Origin of the sequence: Nonomuraea sp. NPDC059194, from assembly GCF_042754765.1 — a bacterium.
GTDB lineage: Bacteria > Actinomycetota > Actinomycetes > Streptosporangiales > Streptosporangiaceae > Nonomuraea.
In genome coordinates this window covers 50,619-68,831 of record NZ_JBHZBH010000009.1, presented here as the reverse complement: position 1 = coordinate 68,831, position 18,213 = coordinate 50,619, and the positions used below count along the sequence as shown (strand labels likewise).

Below are 18,213 nucleotides of genomic sequence, written 5' to 3'. Positions count from 1 at the left end.
GCGGCGGCGGGCAATGACGTCTCGTGACGCTCAACAGATCTAGCGGGTGAGGTCGAGCTGCATCAGCTCGGTGTCGACCCAGCGGCCGAGCTTGAAGCCGACCCCGGTCAGCCGCCCCACCGAGACGAAGCCGAACGCCCGGTGCAGCGCGGCGGAGGCGTCCTGGCCGGTGTCGGCGATCACCGCCACCACCTGCCGCGCCCCCGCCTTCGCGCAGCGCGGCAGCAGCTCACCGAGCAGGGCCCGGCCCAGGCCCTGTCCGGTACGGCCGGGCGCCAGGTAGACGGAGTCCTCCACGGTGTGCCGGTAGGCGGGCTTGGGCCGCCACTGGCTGGCCAACGCGTAGCCCTGGACCTCGCCGTCCACCTCGGCGACCAGGAACGGCAAGCCGCGCTCGCCCAGTTCCCTCAGCCTGGCCTGCCAGAAGGGCAGCTCGGGCGCGGTCTCGTCGAACGTGGCCACGCTGGTGGCCACGTAGTGGGCGTAGATGGCCGACACGACGGGCAGGTCACCGGCGGTGGCGGAGCGGATCAGCACGACACGAGCCTACCGACCCCACCCGCTGTCTCCGGTGGGCGGAAAACGGGAGGCGCGCATCCATGCGAATGTGGACAATCGTCGCCATGGATCGCCACACTGTCCGCCGCCCGCGGCCCGCGGACGCCGCCGCCGTGCACGAGCTCGTCGCCGCCTACGACATCTCCGTCATCGGCGTCCCCGACGTCACGCTCGACGACATCGCCGACGAGCTCGCCGAACTCGACACCGAACACGACGCGTGGCTGGCCGAGGACACCACCGGCACGCCGAACGGCTGGGCCTGGATCATCGCCAAGGGCGACAGCGACCACGCCGACGTCGAGGTCGTCGTCAGACCCGGCACCGGCGACGGCGTGACCGAGCACCTGTGGGCGGCCGTTGTGGAACGCTCCCGCGAGCTGGCTGCCGAGCGCGGCCACGAGGGCGTCACGCTCGACATCGGCGTCTACCGCGCCGACGAGGACAAGCAGGCGCTGGTCAAGGGGCTCGGATTCGAGGCCGCCACCAGCTTCCACCGGCTCGTCATCGACTTCGACGGGCCCGTCGACGCGCCGCGGCCACCCGAGGGCGTCACCCTCCACCCCGCGCTGACCGACGAACTCAGGCGGGAGGCGCACCGCCTCCACCAGGAGGGGTTCGCCGACCACTTCGGGTTCGTGCCGGTGCCGTACGAGGAGTGGCTGGCCCGCAGGGAGACCTCCGCGGCCACGGACTGGACGCAGGTGCTCGTCGCCCGCGTCGACGGCGAGCCCGCCGCCCTGCTGGTGGGCACCAACCACTTCGCCGAGGACGAGAACCGCGGCTACGTCCTCACCCTGACCACCCTGCCCGCCTTCCGCGGGCGCGGCCTCGGCCGTTTCCTGCTGCGTACGGCTTTCGCCGCCGACGCCGCCCGCGGCCGCAGGGGCACGCTGCTGCAGGTCGACGCCAACAACACCACGCCCGCGCTCGGCCTGTACACCTCCGCGGGCATGACCCCCGTCCTCGCGATCGACGTCTGGCGCAGTCGAATCGAGGCCCTCACCGCGTGACCCCGCGCGCATGGTCGGGCGGAGGTGCTCAGGACCTCAGTGCTGGTCGCCGTCGCTGGCGCGGATCCGGTGCCTGGCCAGGTGCTCCAGCACGGACTGGTTCGCCTCCCAGCCGTCGGGGAACTTCACCGGCGCCCCGAGCTGTACCGTCTCCGCCGAAGGGTGGGCGTCGAGCAGCTCGGGGATGCCCGCCCTGGCCACCACCATGCAGGCGTGCCGGTGCCGGGAGGTCAGCACGCACAGCCGTCCCGACTCCAGGTGGAAGGCGGTGGCGTCCCTGCGCCCCGACAGCGGGTGCAGCACCACCGTCACGTCGTACTCCCTGCCCTGCAGCCGGTTGGCGGTGTCGACCGTGATCTCGGGCGGCACGCCCGCGTTCCTGATGGCCGCCACCTGGTCGCGGTGCGCGGCGCCGACCGCGATCCGGTCGGCCGTCACCGGCCGCTCGCCCTTCTCCGAGAACGACACGCCGCCGCGCTGCAGCAGCCTGGTCGCCAGCAGCGCCACCGTCTGTACGGCCTCGGCGTCGGTGCGGACGGTGTGGCGGCTCGGCAGCTCCAGCAGTGACCAGCCCGAACGCGCGGCTTCTTCCAGCGCGCGGTCGTGCACCGTGCCCATGCCCTTCGTGGTGAGCTCCATCGCGCGCTCGCCTGGCCCCGTGCCCGCCCTGAACCCCGTGAACGGGTAGAACGCCTGCGACACCACGGGCGCCGCCGACGCGGGCAGCCGCCACGACACCGGCAGCCGGTGGACGGGCAGGTCGGGATTGTGGCGCAGCAGCACCGACACGGCGCTCTGCAGCGGATCCCACGACAGGCCCGCCCACCTGTCGGCCTCCACGATAGAGAACGGGTCGAGCTGGCCGGGATCGCCCACGAACAGCGCCCGCTCGAACAGCCCCGCGATGCGCAGCAGCTTGTCCGAGCGCATCTGGTAGGCCTCGTCCACGATCGCCCATGGCCAGGTGCGGCCGCTGATCCACGCCCACTTGTCGGCGGTGGCGATCACGATGGCCGGGTCGTTGAGGTCCTGGATCCTGGTGCCGACCGTGACGCTCGGGATCTCCAGCAGCCGCAGCGGCGGCACGTAGCCGGAGGCCGACAGCCGGCCCACCGCAAGGTCGGGATGCTTGTCGGCGATGCGCTCGATCAGGTCGTCGACCTGCTCGTTGGTCTGCGCCACGATCATCAGCGGCTCGCCGGTCTCCGCCAGGTGCGCGGCGGCCCGTACGACCAGCGTGGACTTGCCCGCGCCCGGCGGGGAGTCGACGACCACGCCGCGGTGCCTGGGCAGGTCGGCCAGCACGTTCTGGATGACCTCTTCGGGACTCATGCCCACTCCTCCCGGGCGTCGTCGTCGCTCGGGACGTACTCCTCGGGCGGGCCGCCGTGGGTCCACGGGGTGGCCTCCCGGTCGGGCAGCGCGGCCGAGCCCTGGAAGTCGTCGGTCAGCGAGGTGTAGCAGACCCGCTCGCCCAGCTCGGGCACCGAGCCAGGCGCGGGAGTCTTTCCCCTGCCCATGCCCTTGGTGATCTTCAGCGTGATCAGGCCCTCGTGCGCGTCGACCAGCTCGGCGGCCTGGCCGCGGCGGTCGGGAGTGCCGAGCACGGCACCGGGCTGCAGCCGTACCGGATCGTCTGTCTTGATCAGGACGACGGGGCGCAGCTTGCGGGAGCGGCCCTCGCCCTCGGTGTGCTCGGGGTCAGTCTCGATCACCTCGCCCGCGAACGCCTCGCCGGTCAGCCGGTACTCGGCCATGATCAGCGGATCGTCGTAGGCGCGCTGTACCTCGAAGGCTGCCTGCGCCCGCTCCATCCTGGCCAGGCGCGCGGCAGCGGCGACCGCGCCGTCGCGGCGCGCCTGCGGCGGCGCGCCCTCGGAGATCTGCTGGGCCATCATGCTGAACGAAGCCCTGTCGCCCTCCCACCGCGTCGCCACGCTCGCCCCCTCGCGCAGCCCGCGCAGCAGGTCGACGGCCTGCCACATGAGCCCCCACGTCGGCGCGAGCTGCGTGCGCAGCGCCTCGGTGACGCGCTCGACCGTGCCGTCGTCGATCGCCGGGGCGAGCACCTCGGCGTCGAAGCCCGGATCGGTCGCGGGCCCCGCCGGCGGCCAGATCAGCGGGTCCTCCGCCTCCTCGGCGGCCTCCGGTCCGCTCAGCCCCCGCGGCGGCGCGATCCAGCCGAGCAGCGCGGCCAGGTTGGCGTCCTCGAGACCGCTCTGCCCGCTGGCCCAGTGGCGGCCGAGCTCCTCGGTGGCCGTCAGCGTCAGCGACGAGCCCGGATGGGCGGCCCGCTCGGCGAAGTGGGTCAGCCACCTGCCCAGCAGCGGCACCTCCTCCGGCACCGGATAGGGCCCGTCGGTCCTGCGGAACCTGGTGGACCGGCCGAGCAGCCGGGTGAACGCCACGCCCGCGGGGTTCGGCAGCACCAGCTGCGGCGCGTCGAGCGCCCGCTCGAAGGGGTCGGCGTTCTTCTTCTCGATCGTCTCGGTGTGGGCGGCGAAACTCTCGACGTACGGCAGCAGCACCCCCGCCAGCTCCGCCATGAACGCGAACCGCAGATCCCTGTTGCGCGGCTGGGCCACCACGAGCAGCCGAGGGGCGTCGCGGTCGGTGCCGAGCATGGCCGCCAGCGGCGCCGCCGCCTCACCCGACAGCTTGAGCGGCACGAACACCATCGGCCGCTCGCCCACATGGCAGTGACGCACGGTGGCCGTCGGCTGCGCCACCCCCTCCCTGATCGCCCTCAGCCGGGCCAGCGAGGTCAGGATGCTCACGCCAGGCACTCCCTGCGCAGCCGTTCGGCGTCTCTGAGCAGGCGGGCGATCTCCTCCTGGCCCGGGGCGGGCTCCCCGCGCCCCTCGGCCAGGGCCAGCGCCTCCTCGACCGTCGCCACCCCGCCGAGCGCGTCGCGCACCTGCCGCCCGAGCAGGTCGGACGAGCCGTCGCGGCGGGCCTCGTCACGGCAGAAGAAACACAGGTCGCAGGTCGACAGGCAGTCGGGCGCGTAACGGGCGGCCACCTGGTGCAGCGCCTGCGCCAGCTCGGCGGCCGGTCTGGTCGGCACCCCCTCGTCGTCAGGACGCAGGTCGAAGGTGACGCCGTCGGGCAGCTCGGCCAGCAGCCGGTCGATCGAGGTCATCCTGGCCAGCTGCCGCTTCAGCACCGCGAGCTGCCTGCGCACGTCGACGAGCGTGGCGATCGGCCGGTTGGCGAAGTTCTCGGGGCAGACCAGCACCACGTCGTGGGCGACCCGCAGGGGGTCGTGGCCGAGCTCCTCCAGCAGCGTGCGCAGCGCCAGCACGTACACCGCCGCCTGCCTGGCCGCCGCCGCGACGGCCGCAGGGTCGGCCTGGCCGTCGATCACCGCGAACGACTTGATCTCCACGATGTGGAACTGCCCGCCCTGCTGGAAGGCCACCACGTCGGGCTCCAGATAGGCGGTGTGCCCCGCGATGCGCAGGCTGAGCAGCGGGTGGTCGTAGAGCGTGCCCAGCTCCTCCCGCGCCGCCCTGTCGAACAGCGCCCTGGTGTGCGTATGGCGCAGGTGGGCGCCCACGTTGTGGACGTCATGGTAGGCGACCTCGTCGAGCGGCAGCCGCAGCAGCTCACGCAGCATCCGCAGCAGCTCCGCGCAGCCGTCGGCCTTCACCAGCGCCTCGAACGCGTTGCCCCTGGTGATCGCGAACGGCGACTGCCCGAACGGGGCGGGAAAGCCCAGATGCCTGGCCGCCCGATCCTTGTCGACGCCCGCGCCGTCCATCAGCGCCCTGCGCGCGCAACCCGGATTGGCGGCCAGCGCGGCGATCGCCCTGGCGTCATGGGGTTTGGCGGGGGTGGTGCCTCTCAGCGCGTCGAGCCCGTTCACCCGCTCATGCCTCCGCTCCTGTGCCCGGTCGTGCCAGCCTCACGCGCACGCCGCCTTCCTCGCGATCTCGCTCAGCGTAGTGGCGCCGAACAGTTTCGCGGCCTCATCCAGCTGCCGTCCGGCGCGTTCGGCCAGCTCGGCGCGTTCCCGCGTGTCGGCTTCCACGTGTACGGCCAGCTCCGCCCGCGCCGCCGCGACCACCACGCCGGGCTCGGGCTCGCCGAACCCGCCGCCCGCCCCCGGCACGTTGCGCGCCATCCTGGCCAGCAGCCGCCACGCCTGCGCCGACGGCTCGTCCAGCTCGCCGAGCCGCTCGGCCACCCGCATCGTCGACAGCAGGAAGTCGACCCTCGGACTGCGCGGCCCCACGACCCTGCGCTCCTGCGGCCAGGTGCTCAACGCCAGCAGTCCGCGGGCCGGGGTGAGCCGGTCGGTGAGCGCCGCGCACACGTAATAAGGCCTGCCGTACGGCGAGCGGCGAAACGTTCGCTCCTCGTCGCGCCTGAGCGTGCTGAGCTGGGAACTCTTCAGCGGCTCGGCGAAGAACGCCTCATAGACGCTCACCACCAGCCGCCCCGCGGCGGGCACCTGGAGCAGGCCGAGCACGTCGCGCACCCGCTCCCGCACCGGCGGCCCCGTCCTGGCCATGGTGTGTTGTCCTGCGGCGGGCTCGGGCGGGCTGCTGACCTGGAGGTCCCATGCGCGCTCGGCCCTGCGCAGCTCGCCGCGCAACTGGCGGGCGAGGGAGAGGTCCCTGTCCCGCACGGCGGCACGGACGCGGGTGCGCAGCGCGTCGATGCGGCGTTCGAGGGTGTCGAGGTCGTCGGGCACGGCTGTCACCGGCTTTCGAGGATCATCAGCACGACCCCGACCGCGATCATCACGGCGAACAGCGCGGAGGCGGCGGCGTAGCCACGCATCGAGGCCCGCCCCGACAGCGCCGTCCTGGCCCCGTGGAGACCGTCGCCCGGCACGCCTTGCCATCCGCCCTGATGCCCGAGCCCGGGACCGGTCGGCGCGGCCGCCCACCCGCCCGGCGGCGCCTTGCCCGCATGCCCGACCCCAGTGTGCGCTCCAGCCCATCCGCCTGCCGATCCTGCGTGACCAACCCCCGCCGGTCCAGGCGCCGCGTGTCCGGCCCCGGTGTGCGCTCCCGACCATTCGCTCGCCGGTCCAGACCCCGCGTAACCGGCCCCCACCGGTCCGGGGCCCGCGTGACCGGCCCCGGCGTGACCCGGCCCGGTGGGCGCGTGCGACCACGCCGCGGCCTGCCCCGCCCCCGTCTGAGCCGAAGGCCACCCACCCCGCGGACCGCTGGGTGCGGAGGGCCGTACGCCATGCGACGGCAGCGACCCCTCACCGGCCGCACTCCAACCCCCCGCGTCCTCCCGCGACCCGGGCACGCCACCGCCCAGGTACGCGTCGGGAGGCAGGGCGGTGAGAGCGTCGCGGAAGGCGGCCGCCGACGGAGTGCGGCGGCCCCGATCGCTCGCCAGCGCCTGCCTCAGCACCTCGGTGAAGGCCGCCGGCACGCCGGGGATCTCGGGCACGGGCTGCCGGTGCAGCGCCATGATCACCGCCAGGTTCGCCACCCCTGACTCGGGAAAGCGCGGCGGCCGCCCCGACAGCAGCGCGTAGAGGGTGGCGGCCAGTGAGTAGACGTCGCCCGTCGCGCTCGGCTCGGTCAGCTCGAATGCCTCGGGCGGCGCGTATGCGGGCGTCAGCGACTCCCGCGTCACGGACACCTCGGCCCCCGGCTCGGGCATGGTCGCGAGCCCGAAGTCGGACAGCACGACGTGGCCGTAACCGTTGATCAGGATGTTGGCCGGTTTGACGTCGCGGTGCAGCACTCCTGCCGCGTGCGCCGCCGCCAGCGCATCGGCGATCCTGACCCCGATGTCACGCACCTCGGCCACGGGCAGGACCCCGGTGCGCATCCGGTCGGCCAGCGACCCGCCGGGACACAGCTCCAGCACCATGTACGGCCTGCCGTCGCGCAGCACCCCTGCGTCGTAGACGGCGGCCACGTGCGGATGCCCCGACAGCGCGCCCGCCGAGGTGACCTCGCGCATGAACCGCCGCTGGTCGCGCTCGGAGACGAGCACCCTGCTGTCGACCTTGAGCGCCACCTCCCTGCCCACCGCCAGCTGCCTGGCCTGGTAGACGACGCCGAAGCCGCCCTGGCCCAGCAGGCCGAGCACCTCGTAGCCTGGCACCTCGGGCGCCACAGCCCACCTCCGATCGCGATCCTGGTGCGGCAGACTACCGCCCGGCTCCGACAGATCGAATGGGCCCACTACCCGCATGTGTCCACGCGCTTCCCGGGTGCCGAAGGGAGCTCTCCCGCGCCGCGAAATGGCGGGCCGCGCTCCCTGTGTTCACCGGGTTCCGACTTCCGGGGGAGCGCGTCCCTGGGCGGAATGCGCGAAGAGTGGTCAGCGACTCTCGGCCCGCTCACCGCAAGCCTGGACCCCGAGCATCACACCGTCGCGGGCGGAGGGACACGGAGGGGCGACGGCGGTGCACGTAGGGGAGGCGGTGCACGTAGGGGAGAGGGGCGGGGGACGGAAGCCGGGGCCCATCACCATTCCTTCACGGCGGGCCGCGCGGACGACCGCCTTCACCCAGTGGACGCCGACGTGGCCAGGGCTATCCTGGGCCAGTGAACGGCAGGGACCCCGATCGGCGCAGGGCGCTGCTCGACGCCGCCGACCGGGCCATCCTGCGTGAGGGGCCCGAGGTGTCGATGGCGGCCATCGCGGCGGAGGCCGGGATCACCAAGCCGATCCTCTACCGGCACTTCGGCGACAAGAGCGGCCTCTACCAGGCGCTGGCCGACCGCCACGTGAGCAGGGTCGTCTCGCAGCTGCGCCCGGAGTTCGCCAGGGTCAGGACCGACCCGCGCCGCCGCGCCCGCGCGGCCATCGAGGTCTACCTCGACCTCATCTCGGCCAACCTCAACCTCTACCGGTTCCTGTTCCACCGGGCCAGCGTCGAGGACACCAGCGTCCGATCCCACATGACGGCGCTGGTGCGCGGTCTCGGCGAGGAGTTGGGCGCGGTGCTGGCGGCCGAGGAGGTCGTGGCCGACCCCGTGCGCGCGCAGATCCTCGGCCACGCCTTCGTCGGCATGGTGCAGACGACCGGCGACTGGTGGCTCGAACACCCCGAGGTCGACCGCGCGCAGGTGGTGGAGGGCCTGGTCGACGTCGTCGTGGCCGCCTTCACCCCGAGGAGCGCCACCGCCCCCGGACCGCCACGCCGCTCCTGAACGTCCCGCACACCGCGGCGGGTCACCGTACCCGGTGCTGACGCGCGCCCACCCAATTCCGCACCCCGGCCTGGGGCGCCGCCTCCACGCGCGCCCACTGGTCCACGGAGAGCCCGGATCCGGCGACGGCCCGCGGCGTCGTCACCACGCTCACCCGGTTCATGGTCGTCGTCGGGGAGCCGCCGCGGATTGTCAGGCTCCGGACGAACGCCACAGGCCCGCCTCCGCCACGGGAGACGGGCCCTGTGCCGTACGGCCGAGAGGTCAGTGGGAGCCGGACAGGTCCAGGTCCTTGACCCGCGGGTCGCCCTCGTCGGCGAAGTACTCCGAGCGGGAGGTGGCGTCCACTCCGTCGGCCACCTTGGCCGCGCGCAGGATCAGCGTGACCACCGCGGCGACCACGAGGTTGACGGTCAGCGCGATCGCACCCGCGTAGATCGTCATCGTGGTGTCGAAGCCGAAGTTGTTCAGCGGGAAGGCCGACCCGCCGAAGTGCAGCTTGCCCTTGGCGGGGTTCGGGATGAGGTAGAGCATCCACATGCCGGCCGCCAGGCCCGCGGCCCAGCCCGCGATGAGACCGCCCTTGTGGAACCACCGGGTGTAGAGGCCCAGTGCCACCGAGGGCAGCGTCTGCAGGATGATCACGCCGCCGATGAGCTGCAGGTCGATGGAGAACTGCGGGTCGAGCATCAGGATGCACAGCACCGCGCCGACCTTGACGACCAGGGAGACGAGCTTGGAGACCTTGGCCTCCTGGGCGTCGCTGGCCTGCTTGTTGATGTACTCCTTGTAGATGTTGCGGGTGAACAGGTTCGCCGCCGCGATCGACATGATGGCCGCCGGCACCAGCGCCCCGATGCCGATCGCCGCGTAGGCCACGCCGGTGAACCAGTCGGGGAACATCTGGTCGAACAGCACGGGGACGACGGTGTTGCCGTCGGCGCCGATCGGCTTCACGTCCGCCGCGATCGCCATGTAGCCGAGCAGCGCGATCAGGCCGAGCAGGAAGCTGTAGGCAGGCAGCGCCGACATGTTCCGCTTGATCACGTTACGGTTCTTGGCGGCCAGCACGCCGGTGAGGCTGTGCGGGTAGAGGAACAGCGCCAGCGCCGAGCCGAAGGCCAGCGTGATGTACTGCAGCTGGTTGTTGGCGGTGAGCATGATGCCGTCGCCAGGCGCCGGGGTCTTGGCGAACTTGGCCGCGGCCGCGTCGAAGATGTTGCCCCAGCCGCCGAGCTTGGCCGGGATGTAGATGACCGCCGCCAGGATCACGATGTAGATGAGCGTGTCCTTGACGAAGGCGATCAGCGCCGGGGCCCGCAGGCCCGACTGGTAGGTGTAGGCCGCCAGGATCGCGAACGCGATGATGATCGGCAGGTGCCCGGTGATGCCCATCGCCTTCAGCACCGCCTCGATGCCGACCAGCTGCAGCGCGATGTACGGCATGGTGGCGATCAGGCCGGTGATGGCGATCAGCAGCGCCAGCGTCGGCGAGCCGAAGCGCGCCCTGACGAAGTCGGCGGGCGTGACGAACCCGTGCACGTGCGAGACCGACCACATGCGCGCCAGCACGAGGAAGACCAGCGGGTAGACCACCACCGTGTACGGCAGCGCGTAGAAACCGAGCGCGCCCGCGCCGAAGACCAGGGCGGGGACGGCCACGAAGGTGTAGGCGGTGTAGAGATCGCCGCCGACCAGGAACCAGGTGATCCACGAGCCGAAGTTGCGCCCGCCGAGACCCCACTCGTTGAGGCTCTCGATGTTGTCGGGCCTGCGCCATCTGGCCGCCACGAAGCCCATGCCGCTGACGACCAGGAACAGCGCGATGAAGACGACCAGCTCGGTCGTGTGCCCGCTCACTTGGTCATCCGGTAGACGATGGTCGTGCAGGCCACCCCGACGAGGATGAAGGCCAGCTGGAGCCAGTAGAACAGCGGGAAGCCCGCCAGCCTCGGCTCGTCAGCGTTGAACAGGAACGTCAGAAGCGGCAACACGATCGGCACGAACAGCAGCCAGTTCCATGGACTGCGGTCGGTCCGATCCTGTCCGGATTCGGGGGTGGTCAAGGGATCCTCCGGAACGTGAGTATGTTTCCCGCAGACTAACGTTCCGGAGGTATTAATCCCAATTACTGAGACATTACGGTTTGGCTTAAACTGCCGCGTCTCACTATGTGGACGAGCTGAGGTCAAGATCCGTGACCCTCGGATCGCCCTCGTCGGCGGTGAAGTGATCGGGTCTGGTCCCGTCGGGGCCGTCGGCCACCTTCGCGGCCCTGGCCACGATCGTGCCCACGATCGCGACGACCAGGTTGAGCAGCAGCGCCAGGAAGCCCGCGTAGATCGTCATCTTGGTGTCGAAGCCGAAGTCCTTCAGCGGGAAGGCCGACCCGCCGAAGTGCGCGTGCTTGGTCACCGGATTCTCGATGTTGTAGAGCAGCAGCAGGCCGCCGCCCATGCCCGCGATCCATCCCGCGATCAGCCCGGCCTTGTGGAACCACCGGGTGAACAGCCCGATCGCCACCGACGGCAGCGTCTGCAGGATGATCACACCGCCGATGAGCTGCAGGTCGATGGAGAACTGCGGGTCGATGACCAGGATGAACAGCACCGCGCCCACCTTCACCACCAGCGAGGTGAGCTTGCTGACTTTCGCCTCCTGGGCGTCGGTGGCCTGCTTGTTGACGTACTCCTTGTAGATGTTGCGGGTGAACAGGTTCGCCGCGGCGATCGACATGATGGCCGCGGGCACCAGCGCCCCGATGCCGACCGCCGCGAACGCGATCCCGGTGAACCAGTCGGGGAACATCCGGTCGAACAGCACGGGGACGACGGTGTTGTTGTCGGTGCCGATCGGCTTGACGCCCGCCGCGATCGCCATGTAGCCCAGCAGCGCGATGAGGCCGAGCAGCAGGGAGTAGGCGGGCAGCGCCGACATGTTCCGCTTGATCACGCCGCGGTTCTTGGAGGCCAGCACGCCGGTGACGCTGTGCGGGTACAGGAACAGCGCCAGCGCCGAGCCCAGCGCGAGCGTGACGTACTGTAGCTGGTTGTTGGCGTTGAGCAGGATCCCGTCACCCGGCGCGGGTGTCGCGGCGAACTTCTCCTGCGCCTTGCCGAAGATCACCTCCCAGCCGCCGAGCCTGGCCGGGATGTAGACGATCGCGACGATGATCACCAGGTAGATGAGGATGTCCTTGACGAACGCGATCAGCGCGGGCGCCCGCAGGCCCGACTGGTAGGTGTAGGCGGCGAGGATGATGAACGCGATGATCAGCGGCAGGTCCGACAGGAAGCCGCCGCTGCCCCCGATCCCCATCGTCTTCAGCACCGCCTCGATGCCGACCAGCTGCAGCGCGATGTACGGCATCGTGGCCACGATGCCGGTGACGGCCACCAGCAGCGCCAGCGTCGGCGAGCCGAACCTGAGACGGACGAAGTCGGCCGGGGTGACCAGGCCGTGCACGTGCGAGACCGACCAGAGCCTGATCAGGATCAGGAAGACCAGCGGATAGACCACCACCGTGTACGGCACGGCGAAGAAGCCCATCGCCCCCGCGCCGAACAGCAGCGCGGGCACCGCGACGAAGGTGTAGGCGGTGTAGAGGTCGCCGCCGATCAGGAACCAGGTGATCCACGAGCCGAAGTTGCGCCCGCCGAGCCCCCACTCGTGCAGCGACGCCAGGTCCTGGGGGCGCCGCCAGCGCGAGGCCACGAAGCCCATCCCGCTGACCACCAGGAACAGCACGGTGAAGATGACGATCTCGGTGACGTGCTCGCCCGGGTTCATCGGGTCATCCTGTAGACGATGGTCGTCGTCGCGACGCCCAGGACGATGAAGGCGAGCTGGAGCCAGTAGAAGAGCGGGAACCCTAACAGCCTGGGTTCGGCGGCGTTGTAGAGGAACGTCATGAGGGGGATCGCGATCGGGATGAGCAACAGCCAGTACCAGGGGCTGCGGTCGCGGTTGTCACCGGGCAAGGCCTTCTCCCTTCCGTTGCCCGGCACTGTAAGTACGCCACGGTTTCGGGCGGGTCTCCGATCGCCGAACGGTAGAGTCCCCGCGCCGAACGGTCAGCTCAGCTACGGCGGGCTTGGCGAAAACATGACAGAGGATGTCGGGCTTTCGCGCGACGATCGACCCATGAACGAAACAGTCGCGCTGGTCGCGGGCGCCACCAGGGGAACGGGCAGGGGCATCGCCGTACAACTGGGGGCCATCGGAGCCACGGTCTACTGCACAGGACGCAGCACGCGCGGGCAGCGCTCGGAGATGGACAGGCCGGAGACGATCGAGGAGACCGCCGAGCTGGTCACCGAGGCGGGCGGCAAGGGCATCGCCGTACGGACCGACCACCTGGACCCCGCCCAGGTCAAGGAGCTGATCGAGCGGATCGACCGCGAGCAGGGCAGGCTCGACGTGCTCGTCAACGACGTCTGGGGCGCCGACCCGCTCTGGACGTTCGACACGACGGTGTGGGACCACGACCTCGACAAGGGGCTGCGGCTGCTGCGCCTGGCGATCGACACCCATCTCATCACCAGCCACCACGCGCTGCCGCTGCTGATCCGCAGGCCCGGTGGGCTCGTCGTCGAGGTCACCGACGGCACGGCCGACTTCAACGGCACCCGCTACCGCAACTCGATCTTCTACGACCTGGCCAAGACCGCGGTGAACAGGCTGGCCTTCGCCCAGTCGCACGAGCTGCGCCCGCACGGGTGCGCGGCGGTGGCGATCACGCCTGGCTTCCTGCGCTCGGAGATGATGCTGGAGAACTTCGGTGTCACCGAGGAGAACTGGCGCGAAGGAGTCAAGGTCCACGAGGATTTCATCCTGTCCGAAACCCCCGCCTTCACCGGCAGGGCCGTGGCCGCGCTCGTGACCGACCCCGACCGGATGCGCTGGTCGGGCGCCTCCGTCTCCAGCGGCGAGCTGGCCAAGGAGTACGGCTTCACCGACCTGGACGGCAGCAGGCCCGACGTGTGGGGCTGGATCGTGGAGGTCCGCGAGGCCGGAAAGACCGCGGACCCCGCCGACTACCGCTAGTCCGCCGCTTCGGGTTGCGGCCTGCCGTACAGAGCCGACAGCCGGGCCGCCGCCTTCACCATGAGCGCGCGCAATTCGGCGGGCTCCAGCACCTCCGCCTCGGGGCCGAAGGCCAGCACCTGGCTGTAGGCGACCTCCAGCGACTCGACCGCCAGCACGACCGTGCCGTCCGCACTGGCCGACGCCCGCGCGTCGGCCAGCGCGGCGGCGTCGGCCACGTGCCGCAGCATCCGCAGGCCCGCGGCGGACAGCCGCAGCGTGATCTGGGTCCGCAGCAGCGAGCGGGTGAACTGCTCGGACCGCTCACCCCAGAACGCGGCCAGGTCGAAGGCGGGGTCGCGGTCGAAGCGCGCCTGCGTCCGCACGCTCACGTCGGTGAAGCGGTCCACCCGGTAGACCAGCAGGCGCTCGCCCGAGCGGCCCGCCAGGTACCAGACGCCCGCCTTCAGCACCAGCCCGTACGGCTCGACGGCGCGTTCGGCGCCCTTGTACCGCGCGCTCACGGGATGGTCGCCCCACACCGCCCTGGCCAGCGGGGCCAGCGACTCGGGCGGCGGGGTGTCGCTGGCGAACCAGCCGGGCGCGTCGAGGTGGAAGCGCTGGGCGGCGGTGGCGGGCGCGTCGCGCAGGCCGGGCGCGAGCGCGGCGGTCGCCTTCAGCCTGGCGGCGGTGGCGACGTCACGCAGGCCCATGTCACGCAGGGCGTCGGGCACGCCCGACAGGAACAGCGCCTCGGCCTCGGCCCTGTCCAGGCCGGTCAGCCTGGTGCGGTAACCGTCGATGAGCCGGTAGCCGCCCGCCCTTCCCCTGTCGGCGTAGACGGGGATGCCCGCCTCCGAGAGGGCGAGCACGTCACGGTGGATGGTGCGCTCGGAGACCTCCAGCTCCTGGGCCAGTTCGGCGGCCGTCATCCCACCCCGTCCCTGGAGCAGGAGCACCAGCGACATCAACCGGGCGGCCCGCACGCCCCGACTCTACCGATCCCGTCCCACGAAGCCCGCGCAAAGCGGCGGGCCTGCCATTCCCTGGAGGAAGGCAGGCCCGCACGAAGGGAGAGTCCTCACAGGACCTTGCAGCCGACCCGCACGGGCACCCGCGCCGAGAACCGGCCCGACTGCGTGTCATAGGCGTACGCGTACGCGTTGGGCGCCTTGCCGGGAGCCGAGCAGTCGAACTTGCCCGTCTTGAACCCGAACGACCCGCCCGCGTGCCCGGAGTGGCCGGTCGCGTTCACCGAGCCGTGCCAGTACAGCTTGTCGTTGTGGCTCCACCTGATGGCCACCTTCACCTGGCCGAAGTTGTAGTGGCTGCCGTTCAGCTTCAGCCGCGCGATGCTGTCGGTCGAGGTCGTGCTCGCCGTCCCGTCGCCGTGGTCCCTCGGCCCGATCGTGTACCTGGTGATCCACATCTTGGCCAGCACCTTGCGCCTGGCGCCGAGGCTGTTGTCCTTGGCCGTCAGCGCGCGCTGGCGGGTGGTGACGCAGACGTCGTCGCCCGCGAAGGCCTCACGCCAGACGTAGGGGGCGACGCACGTGCGCGGGCCGAACGCGCCCATGGTCCATCGGCTGTGGCGGACGGCGTTGTCGGCGGCCACCCGGGTACGGGTCTCGGGCTTGACGCAGACCAGGTCGGAAACCCTGGCCTCCCGCCACACGTAGCCCTGGCGACAGGTCTCGGGACCTGGATCCGCCGAGGCGGCCGACGCGGTGGCGGTGGAGGTGACGGTGAACGTGAGGCCGGCGATCGTAAGGACGGCCAGGCCGAGCGACGTGCGCTTCATGGTGCTGCTCCTGAGTGTGGATACCCCGGTCCGGTGATTGACGCCGGGGGCTGGTGACTCAGTTATGCAGCCCTCTACCTGCAGCGTTCTTACCGCCGCTGACAGAAAGTGATCTGCAAGTGACTCAAGCGCCCGCAAGTGGGAGCACGAGCGCGGAAGGCCGCTCGGGGTCGTGGAAGACCTCCACGTCGGCGGGCACCGTCGGCCCGTCGAGCCCCAGCGGGTGGCCCGTGCCCGGATTCCGGGCGATCGTCGGGTAGGCGCCGCTCGCCACGTGCACCCTGATCCGGTGCCCTCTGGCGAACCGGTGGGCGATCGGCCACAGGTCGACCTGCACCTTGCGGATCTCGCCCGCGTCGCCCGGGGTGAGCCGCCGCACGCCCTCGCAGACGTTCATCGACCGCCCGTCGGGATGCACGTCGCACACCCGCACCACGACGTCGACGTACGGCGTGCTCGACCGCACGTACAGCTCGGCCGACACCGGCCCGATCGCCTCGATGTCGCGGCGCAGGACGGGCGAGGTGTAGACGAGCACGTCCCTGCGCGCCTCCAGCCTGCGCTGGTCACGCGGCCGGGAGTCGGCCAGCAGGACGGGACCGCCCAGCACGGGCGTCGGGTGGCCGGGGTGGTAACGGTAGGAGTCGGGCGCCGACTCCAGCGGCCCGTCGGGCCCGAGCCCGAACGCTCGCTGCAGGTGCCACCGCTCGGCGCGCGTTCCCGGCACCGGCCAGTCGGGGTAGTCGCGCCACTGCTCGGCGCCCGTCACGTACAGCCGCACCGGCGAGTCCCGCAGCCCCGACGGGTCGCCGAGAAGGTGCGCCTTGAACCAGGCCAGCGCCTCCGCCCTGGTCACCGCGCCGTGCCTGACGTCGATGTGCCACCAGGGCCCGATCGTCAGGTACGGCCGCCGCCCCGCGGCCCGCATCGCCAGGTAGTCGCGCAGTTGCCACGGCAGGAACACGTCGTACCAGCCGCCCAGCATGGTGACCGCCGCCTCCACCTCCCCGACCCGTGCAGAGAAGTCCCGCCTGTCCCAGTACGGCACGGCCGGATCCGCGTGATGCGCGAGGAGATCCTGGTAGAACGGCATCGGCTGGCCCGCCGACACCAGGTCGAGTTCGGCCACCGGCCGCCCCGACAGCACCGCCCTCCTGGTCAGCCGCGGCGCGGTCCACACCGAGGCGCCGCCGAACCTGCGCGACATCCCGTTGGTCAGCGTCGTCCAGCTCAGCGCCGACTCCAGCGCGAACGCCCCGCCCACGTAGGCGGCGTCCCTGAACTGCGAGGCGGTGATCTGCGTGGCCATCGCCTTCAGCTCAGGCCCGGCGTACGGCGCGATCGCCCACTGCGTGTAGCCGAGATAGGAGGGCCCGTGCATCGCGAACGTCCCCGGGTACCACTCCTGGCGGCGCATCCACTCGACGGTCGCCATGCCGTCGTCGTGCTCGTCGCCGAGCGGGTCGAGCAGCCCTCCCGAGCCGAACCCGCCCCTGCAGCTCTGGATCACGACCTGGAAGCCGTGCCGGGCGAAGCCGCGCCCGTAGGCGAGCCCGAACAGGCCGCGCCTGCCGTACGGCGAGCGGATCAGGATCACCGGCGCCCGCTCGGCCCCGATCGGCTCGTAGCGGTCGGCGAGCAGCGTCACCCCGTCCGGCATGGGGACGGGCAGATCCCGGTGGGCTCGAACGCGCATTACCAACCAGTAACAGACGGCACCGAACCCGGGCAAGGTGACCCCGCTCACGCCGGCGGCTACGGTCGCGTAAGGTGATCCACCCTTGGCACACTGTCCGGTCATGGGACGAATCACGTCGTATGTCGCTCTGGGGGACAGCTTCACCGAAGGCCTCGAGGACCCCGCGGACGTCGGGTACAGAGGATGGGCCGACCGGCTCGCCGAGCACATCGAGGCCGAACAGCCCGGCCTGCGCTACGCCAACCTGGCCGTGCGCGGCCGCCTGATCGACGAGATCGTCGGCGACCAGGTGCCGAGGGCCGCCGACCTGCGCCCCGACCTGGTGTCGCTGTGCGCGGGAGGCAACGACATCCTGCGACCCGGCAGCGGGCCCGAGGTGGTCGCCGCCAGGCTGGAAGAGGGCGTGGCGGCGCTGAACGCCGCGGGGGCCAAGGTGATCCTGTTCACCGGCTTCGACCTGCGCCAGGTCCCGGTGATGCGGCTGGCGCACAGCAAGATCGAGATCTTCAACCTGCACATCCACGACATCGCCCGCCGCCACGACGCCCACCTGGTCGACCTGTGGCCGATGGCGGTGCTGCGCGACCGGCGGGCGTGGAACGAGGACAGGCTCCACCTGTCGCCCGACGGCCACCGCAGGGTGGCGCTGCGCGCGGCCGAGGTGATCGGGGTCGCGGTCGAGCAGGACTGGCGCGAGCCGTACCCACCGCTGCTGCCGCCGCAGTGGGCCGACGCGCGCAGGGACGATCTGCGCTGGGCCAGGCAGTACCTCGGCCCGTGGATCAGCAGGCGGATCCACGGACGCTCCTCCGGCGACGGCGTCGACCCCAAGCGCCCGGAACTGGCCCCGCTGGACCCGGTCTCCTGAAGGCGGGGCGCCCTCGGGTGTCGCGTTGCATGATCTCCGATGCGGCGGCTACGCTTGCGGCATGCGAATCCGCTTGCAGCTTCAGTGGTGGCGCCGCTCCTAGGCGGCGC

The 18,213-nt window shown here is 71.4% G+C and carries 18 protein-coding genes; 4 read left to right on the top strand and 14 right to left on the bottom strand.

Annotation, left to right across the window (positions count from 1 at the left end; translation table 11 throughout):
* Window positions 1-39 precede the first annotated feature (39 nt).
* On the bottom strand, window positions 40-537 hold the full coding sequence (locus ACFXJ8_RS14415) for a GNAT family N-acetyltransferase (protein WP_379644336.1): 498 nt from the start codon (window positions 535-537) through the stop codon (window positions 40-42).
* Between the two features lie 86 nt (window positions 538-623).
* On the opposite strand from ACFXJ8_RS14415, the gene ACFXJ8_RS14410 reads away from it, so the two are divergent.
* Window positions 624-1,571, top strand: coding sequence for a GNAT family N-acetyltransferase (locus ACFXJ8_RS14410; RefSeq protein WP_379644335.1), 948 nt, complete (start codon window positions 624-626; stop codon window positions 1,569-1,571).
* A gap of 36 nt (window positions 1,572-1,607) precedes the next feature.
* Here the strand turns inward: ACFXJ8_RS14410 and ACFXJ8_RS14405 are convergent, their stop codons facing one another.
* From ACFXJ8_RS14405 to ACFXJ8_RS14385, 5 genes are read right to left on the bottom strand one after another with little or no spacing between them, the layout of a single operon-like run.
* Window positions 1,608-2,903, bottom strand: coding sequence for an AAA family ATPase (locus tag ACFXJ8_RS14405; protein ID WP_379644334.1), 1,296 nt, complete (start codon window positions 2,901-2,903; stop codon window positions 1,608-1,610).
* Complete coding sequence (locus tag ACFXJ8_RS14400) at window positions 2,900-4,348, bottom strand: hypothetical protein (RefSeq protein WP_379644333.1); 1,449 nt, start codon at window positions 4,346-4,348, stop codon at window positions 2,900-2,902. The genes ACFXJ8_RS14405 and ACFXJ8_RS14400 overlap by 4 nt, the downstream gene beginning before the upstream one ends.
* Entirely contained in the window at window positions 4,345-5,439 is a 1,095-nt protein-coding gene (locus tag ACFXJ8_RS14395; protein ID WP_379644332.1) for a hypothetical protein, read from the bottom strand. Before ACFXJ8_RS14395 ends, ACFXJ8_RS14400 begins: the two co-directional genes overlap by 4 nt.
* Window positions 5,440-5,478: 39 nt before the next feature.
* Window positions 5,479-6,279 carry a hypothetical protein gene (locus tag ACFXJ8_RS14390; protein WP_379644331.1) on the bottom strand — a complete coding sequence of 267 codons (801 nt, stop codon included), beginning with the start codon at window positions 6,277-6,279 and terminating at the stop codon, window positions 5,479-5,481.
* Window positions 6,276-7,667: a protein kinase gene (locus ACFXJ8_RS14385; RefSeq protein WP_379644330.1), complete on the bottom strand. Its 1,392-nt coding sequence runs from the start codon at window positions 7,665-7,667 to the stop codon at window positions 6,276-6,278. Before ACFXJ8_RS14385 ends, ACFXJ8_RS14390 begins: the two co-directional genes overlap by 4 nt.
* A 434-nt stretch (window positions 7,668-8,101) precedes the next feature.
* Between ACFXJ8_RS14385 and ACFXJ8_RS14380 the strand changes: the two genes are divergently transcribed.
* Window positions 8,102-8,710: a TetR/AcrR family transcriptional regulator gene (locus tag ACFXJ8_RS14380; protein ID WP_379644329.1), complete on the top strand. Its 609-nt coding sequence runs from the start codon at window positions 8,102-8,104 to the stop codon at window positions 8,708-8,710.
* A gap of 22 nt (window positions 8,711-8,732) precedes the next feature.
* Here the strand turns inward: ACFXJ8_RS14380 and ACFXJ8_RS14375 are convergent, their stop codons facing one another.
* The 5 genes from ACFXJ8_RS14375 to ACFXJ8_RS14355 all read right to left on the bottom strand — a co-directional run bounded on the left by ACFXJ8_RS14375 (window position 8,733) and on the right by ACFXJ8_RS14355 (window position 12,690).
* Window positions 8,733-8,864, bottom strand: a complete 132-nt coding sequence (locus tag ACFXJ8_RS14375; protein ID WP_379644328.1) for a hypothetical protein — start codon at window positions 8,862-8,864, stop codon at window positions 8,733-8,735.
* A gap of 110 nt (window positions 8,865-8,974) precedes the next feature.
* Window positions 8,975-10,570: a monocarboxylate uptake permease MctP gene (mctP, locus tag ACFXJ8_RS14370; protein ID WP_379644327.1), complete on the bottom strand. Its 1,596-nt coding sequence runs from the start codon at window positions 10,568-10,570 to the stop codon at window positions 8,975-8,977.
* The gene (locus ACFXJ8_RS14365; RefSeq protein ID WP_379644326.1) at window positions 10,567-10,776 is read right to left on the bottom strand and encodes a DUF3311 domain-containing protein; all 210 of its coding nucleotides are present in this window, start codon (window positions 10,774-10,776) and stop codon (window positions 10,567-10,569) included. Before ACFXJ8_RS14365 ends, mctP (ACFXJ8_RS14370) begins: the two co-directional genes overlap by 4 nt.
* A 103-nt stretch (window positions 10,777-10,879) precedes the next feature.
* Window positions 10,880-12,499, bottom strand: a complete 1,620-nt coding sequence (gene mctP / locus ACFXJ8_RS14360) for a monocarboxylate uptake permease MctP (RefSeq protein WP_379644325.1) — start codon at window positions 12,497-12,499, stop codon at window positions 10,880-10,882.
* Window positions 12,496-12,690, bottom strand: a complete 195-nt coding sequence (locus tag ACFXJ8_RS14355; protein ID WP_379644324.1) for a DUF3311 domain-containing protein — start codon at window positions 12,688-12,690, stop codon at window positions 12,496-12,498. Before ACFXJ8_RS14355 ends, mctP (ACFXJ8_RS14360) begins: the two co-directional genes overlap by 4 nt.
* Window positions 12,691-12,853: 163 nt before the next feature.
* On the opposite strand from ACFXJ8_RS14355, the gene ACFXJ8_RS14350 reads away from it, so the two are divergent.
* On the top strand, window positions 12,854-13,756 hold the full coding sequence (locus tag ACFXJ8_RS14350; protein ID WP_379644323.1) for an SDR family oxidoreductase: 903 nt from the start codon (window positions 12,854-12,856) through the stop codon (window positions 13,754-13,756).
* On the opposite strand, the gene ACFXJ8_RS14345 is transcribed toward ACFXJ8_RS14350, so the two are convergent.
* From ACFXJ8_RS14345 to ACFXJ8_RS14335, 3 genes are all read right to left on the bottom strand, one after another.
* Window positions 13,753-14,721 carry a helix-turn-helix transcriptional regulator gene (locus tag ACFXJ8_RS14345; protein WP_379644322.1) on the bottom strand — a complete coding sequence of 323 codons (969 nt, stop codon included), beginning with the start codon at window positions 14,719-14,721 and terminating at the stop codon, window positions 13,753-13,755. The two genes, ACFXJ8_RS14350 and ACFXJ8_RS14345, sit on opposite strands and share 4 nt — an antisense overlap.
* Before the next feature lie 95 nt (window positions 14,722-14,816).
* Window positions 14,817-15,536 carry a hypothetical protein gene (locus ACFXJ8_RS14340; protein WP_379644321.1) on the bottom strand — a complete coding sequence of 240 codons (720 nt, stop codon included), beginning with the start codon at window positions 15,534-15,536 and terminating at the stop codon, window positions 14,817-14,819.
* Between the two features lie 124 nt (window positions 15,537-15,660).
* Window positions 15,661-17,232, bottom strand: coding sequence for a CocE/NonD family hydrolase (locus ACFXJ8_RS14335; RefSeq protein ID WP_379644320.1), 1,572 nt, complete (start codon window positions 17,230-17,232; stop codon window positions 15,661-15,663).
* A gap of 103 nt (window positions 17,233-17,335) precedes the next feature.
* Between ACFXJ8_RS14335 and ACFXJ8_RS14330 the strand changes: the two genes are divergently transcribed.
* A complete protein-coding gene (locus ACFXJ8_RS14330; protein WP_379644319.1) occupies window positions 17,336-18,103 on the top strand; it encodes an SGNH/GDSL hydrolase family protein in 768 nt (255 codons plus the stop codon).
* Window positions 18,104-18,213: the final 110 nt, after the last annotated feature.

What these genes read in the sequence shown, in the direction of transcription:
- ACFXJ8_RS14410 (WP_379644335.1), top strand. Translation starts at nt 624, where the DNA reads ATGGATCGCCACACTGTCCGCCGCCCGCGGCCCGCGGACGCCGCCGCC.
- ACFXJ8_RS14405 (WP_379644334.1), bottom strand. Translation starts at nt 2,903, where the DNA reads ATGAGTCCCGAAGAGGTCATCCAGAACGTGCTGGCCGACCTGCCCAGG.
- mctP (WP_379644325.1), bottom strand. Translation starts at nt 12,499, where the DNA reads ATGAACCCGGGCGAGCACGTCACCGAGATCGTCATCTTCACCGTGCTG.
- ACFXJ8_RS14350 (WP_379644323.1), top strand. Translation starts at nt 12,854, where the DNA reads ATGAACGAAACAGTCGCGCTGGTCGCGGGCGCCACCAGGGGAACGGGC.
- ACFXJ8_RS14340 (WP_379644321.1), bottom strand. Translation starts at nt 15,536, where the DNA reads ATGAAGCGCACGTCGCTCGGCCTGGCCGTCCTTACGATCGCCGGCCTC.
- ACFXJ8_RS14335 (WP_379644320.1), bottom strand. Translation starts at nt 17,232, where the DNA reads ATGCGCGTTCGAGCCCACCGGGATCTGCCCGTCCCCATGCCGGACGGG.
- ACFXJ8_RS14330 (WP_379644319.1), top strand. Translation starts at nt 17,336, where the DNA reads ATGGGACGAATCACGTCGTATGTCGCTCTGGGGGACAGCTTCACCGAA.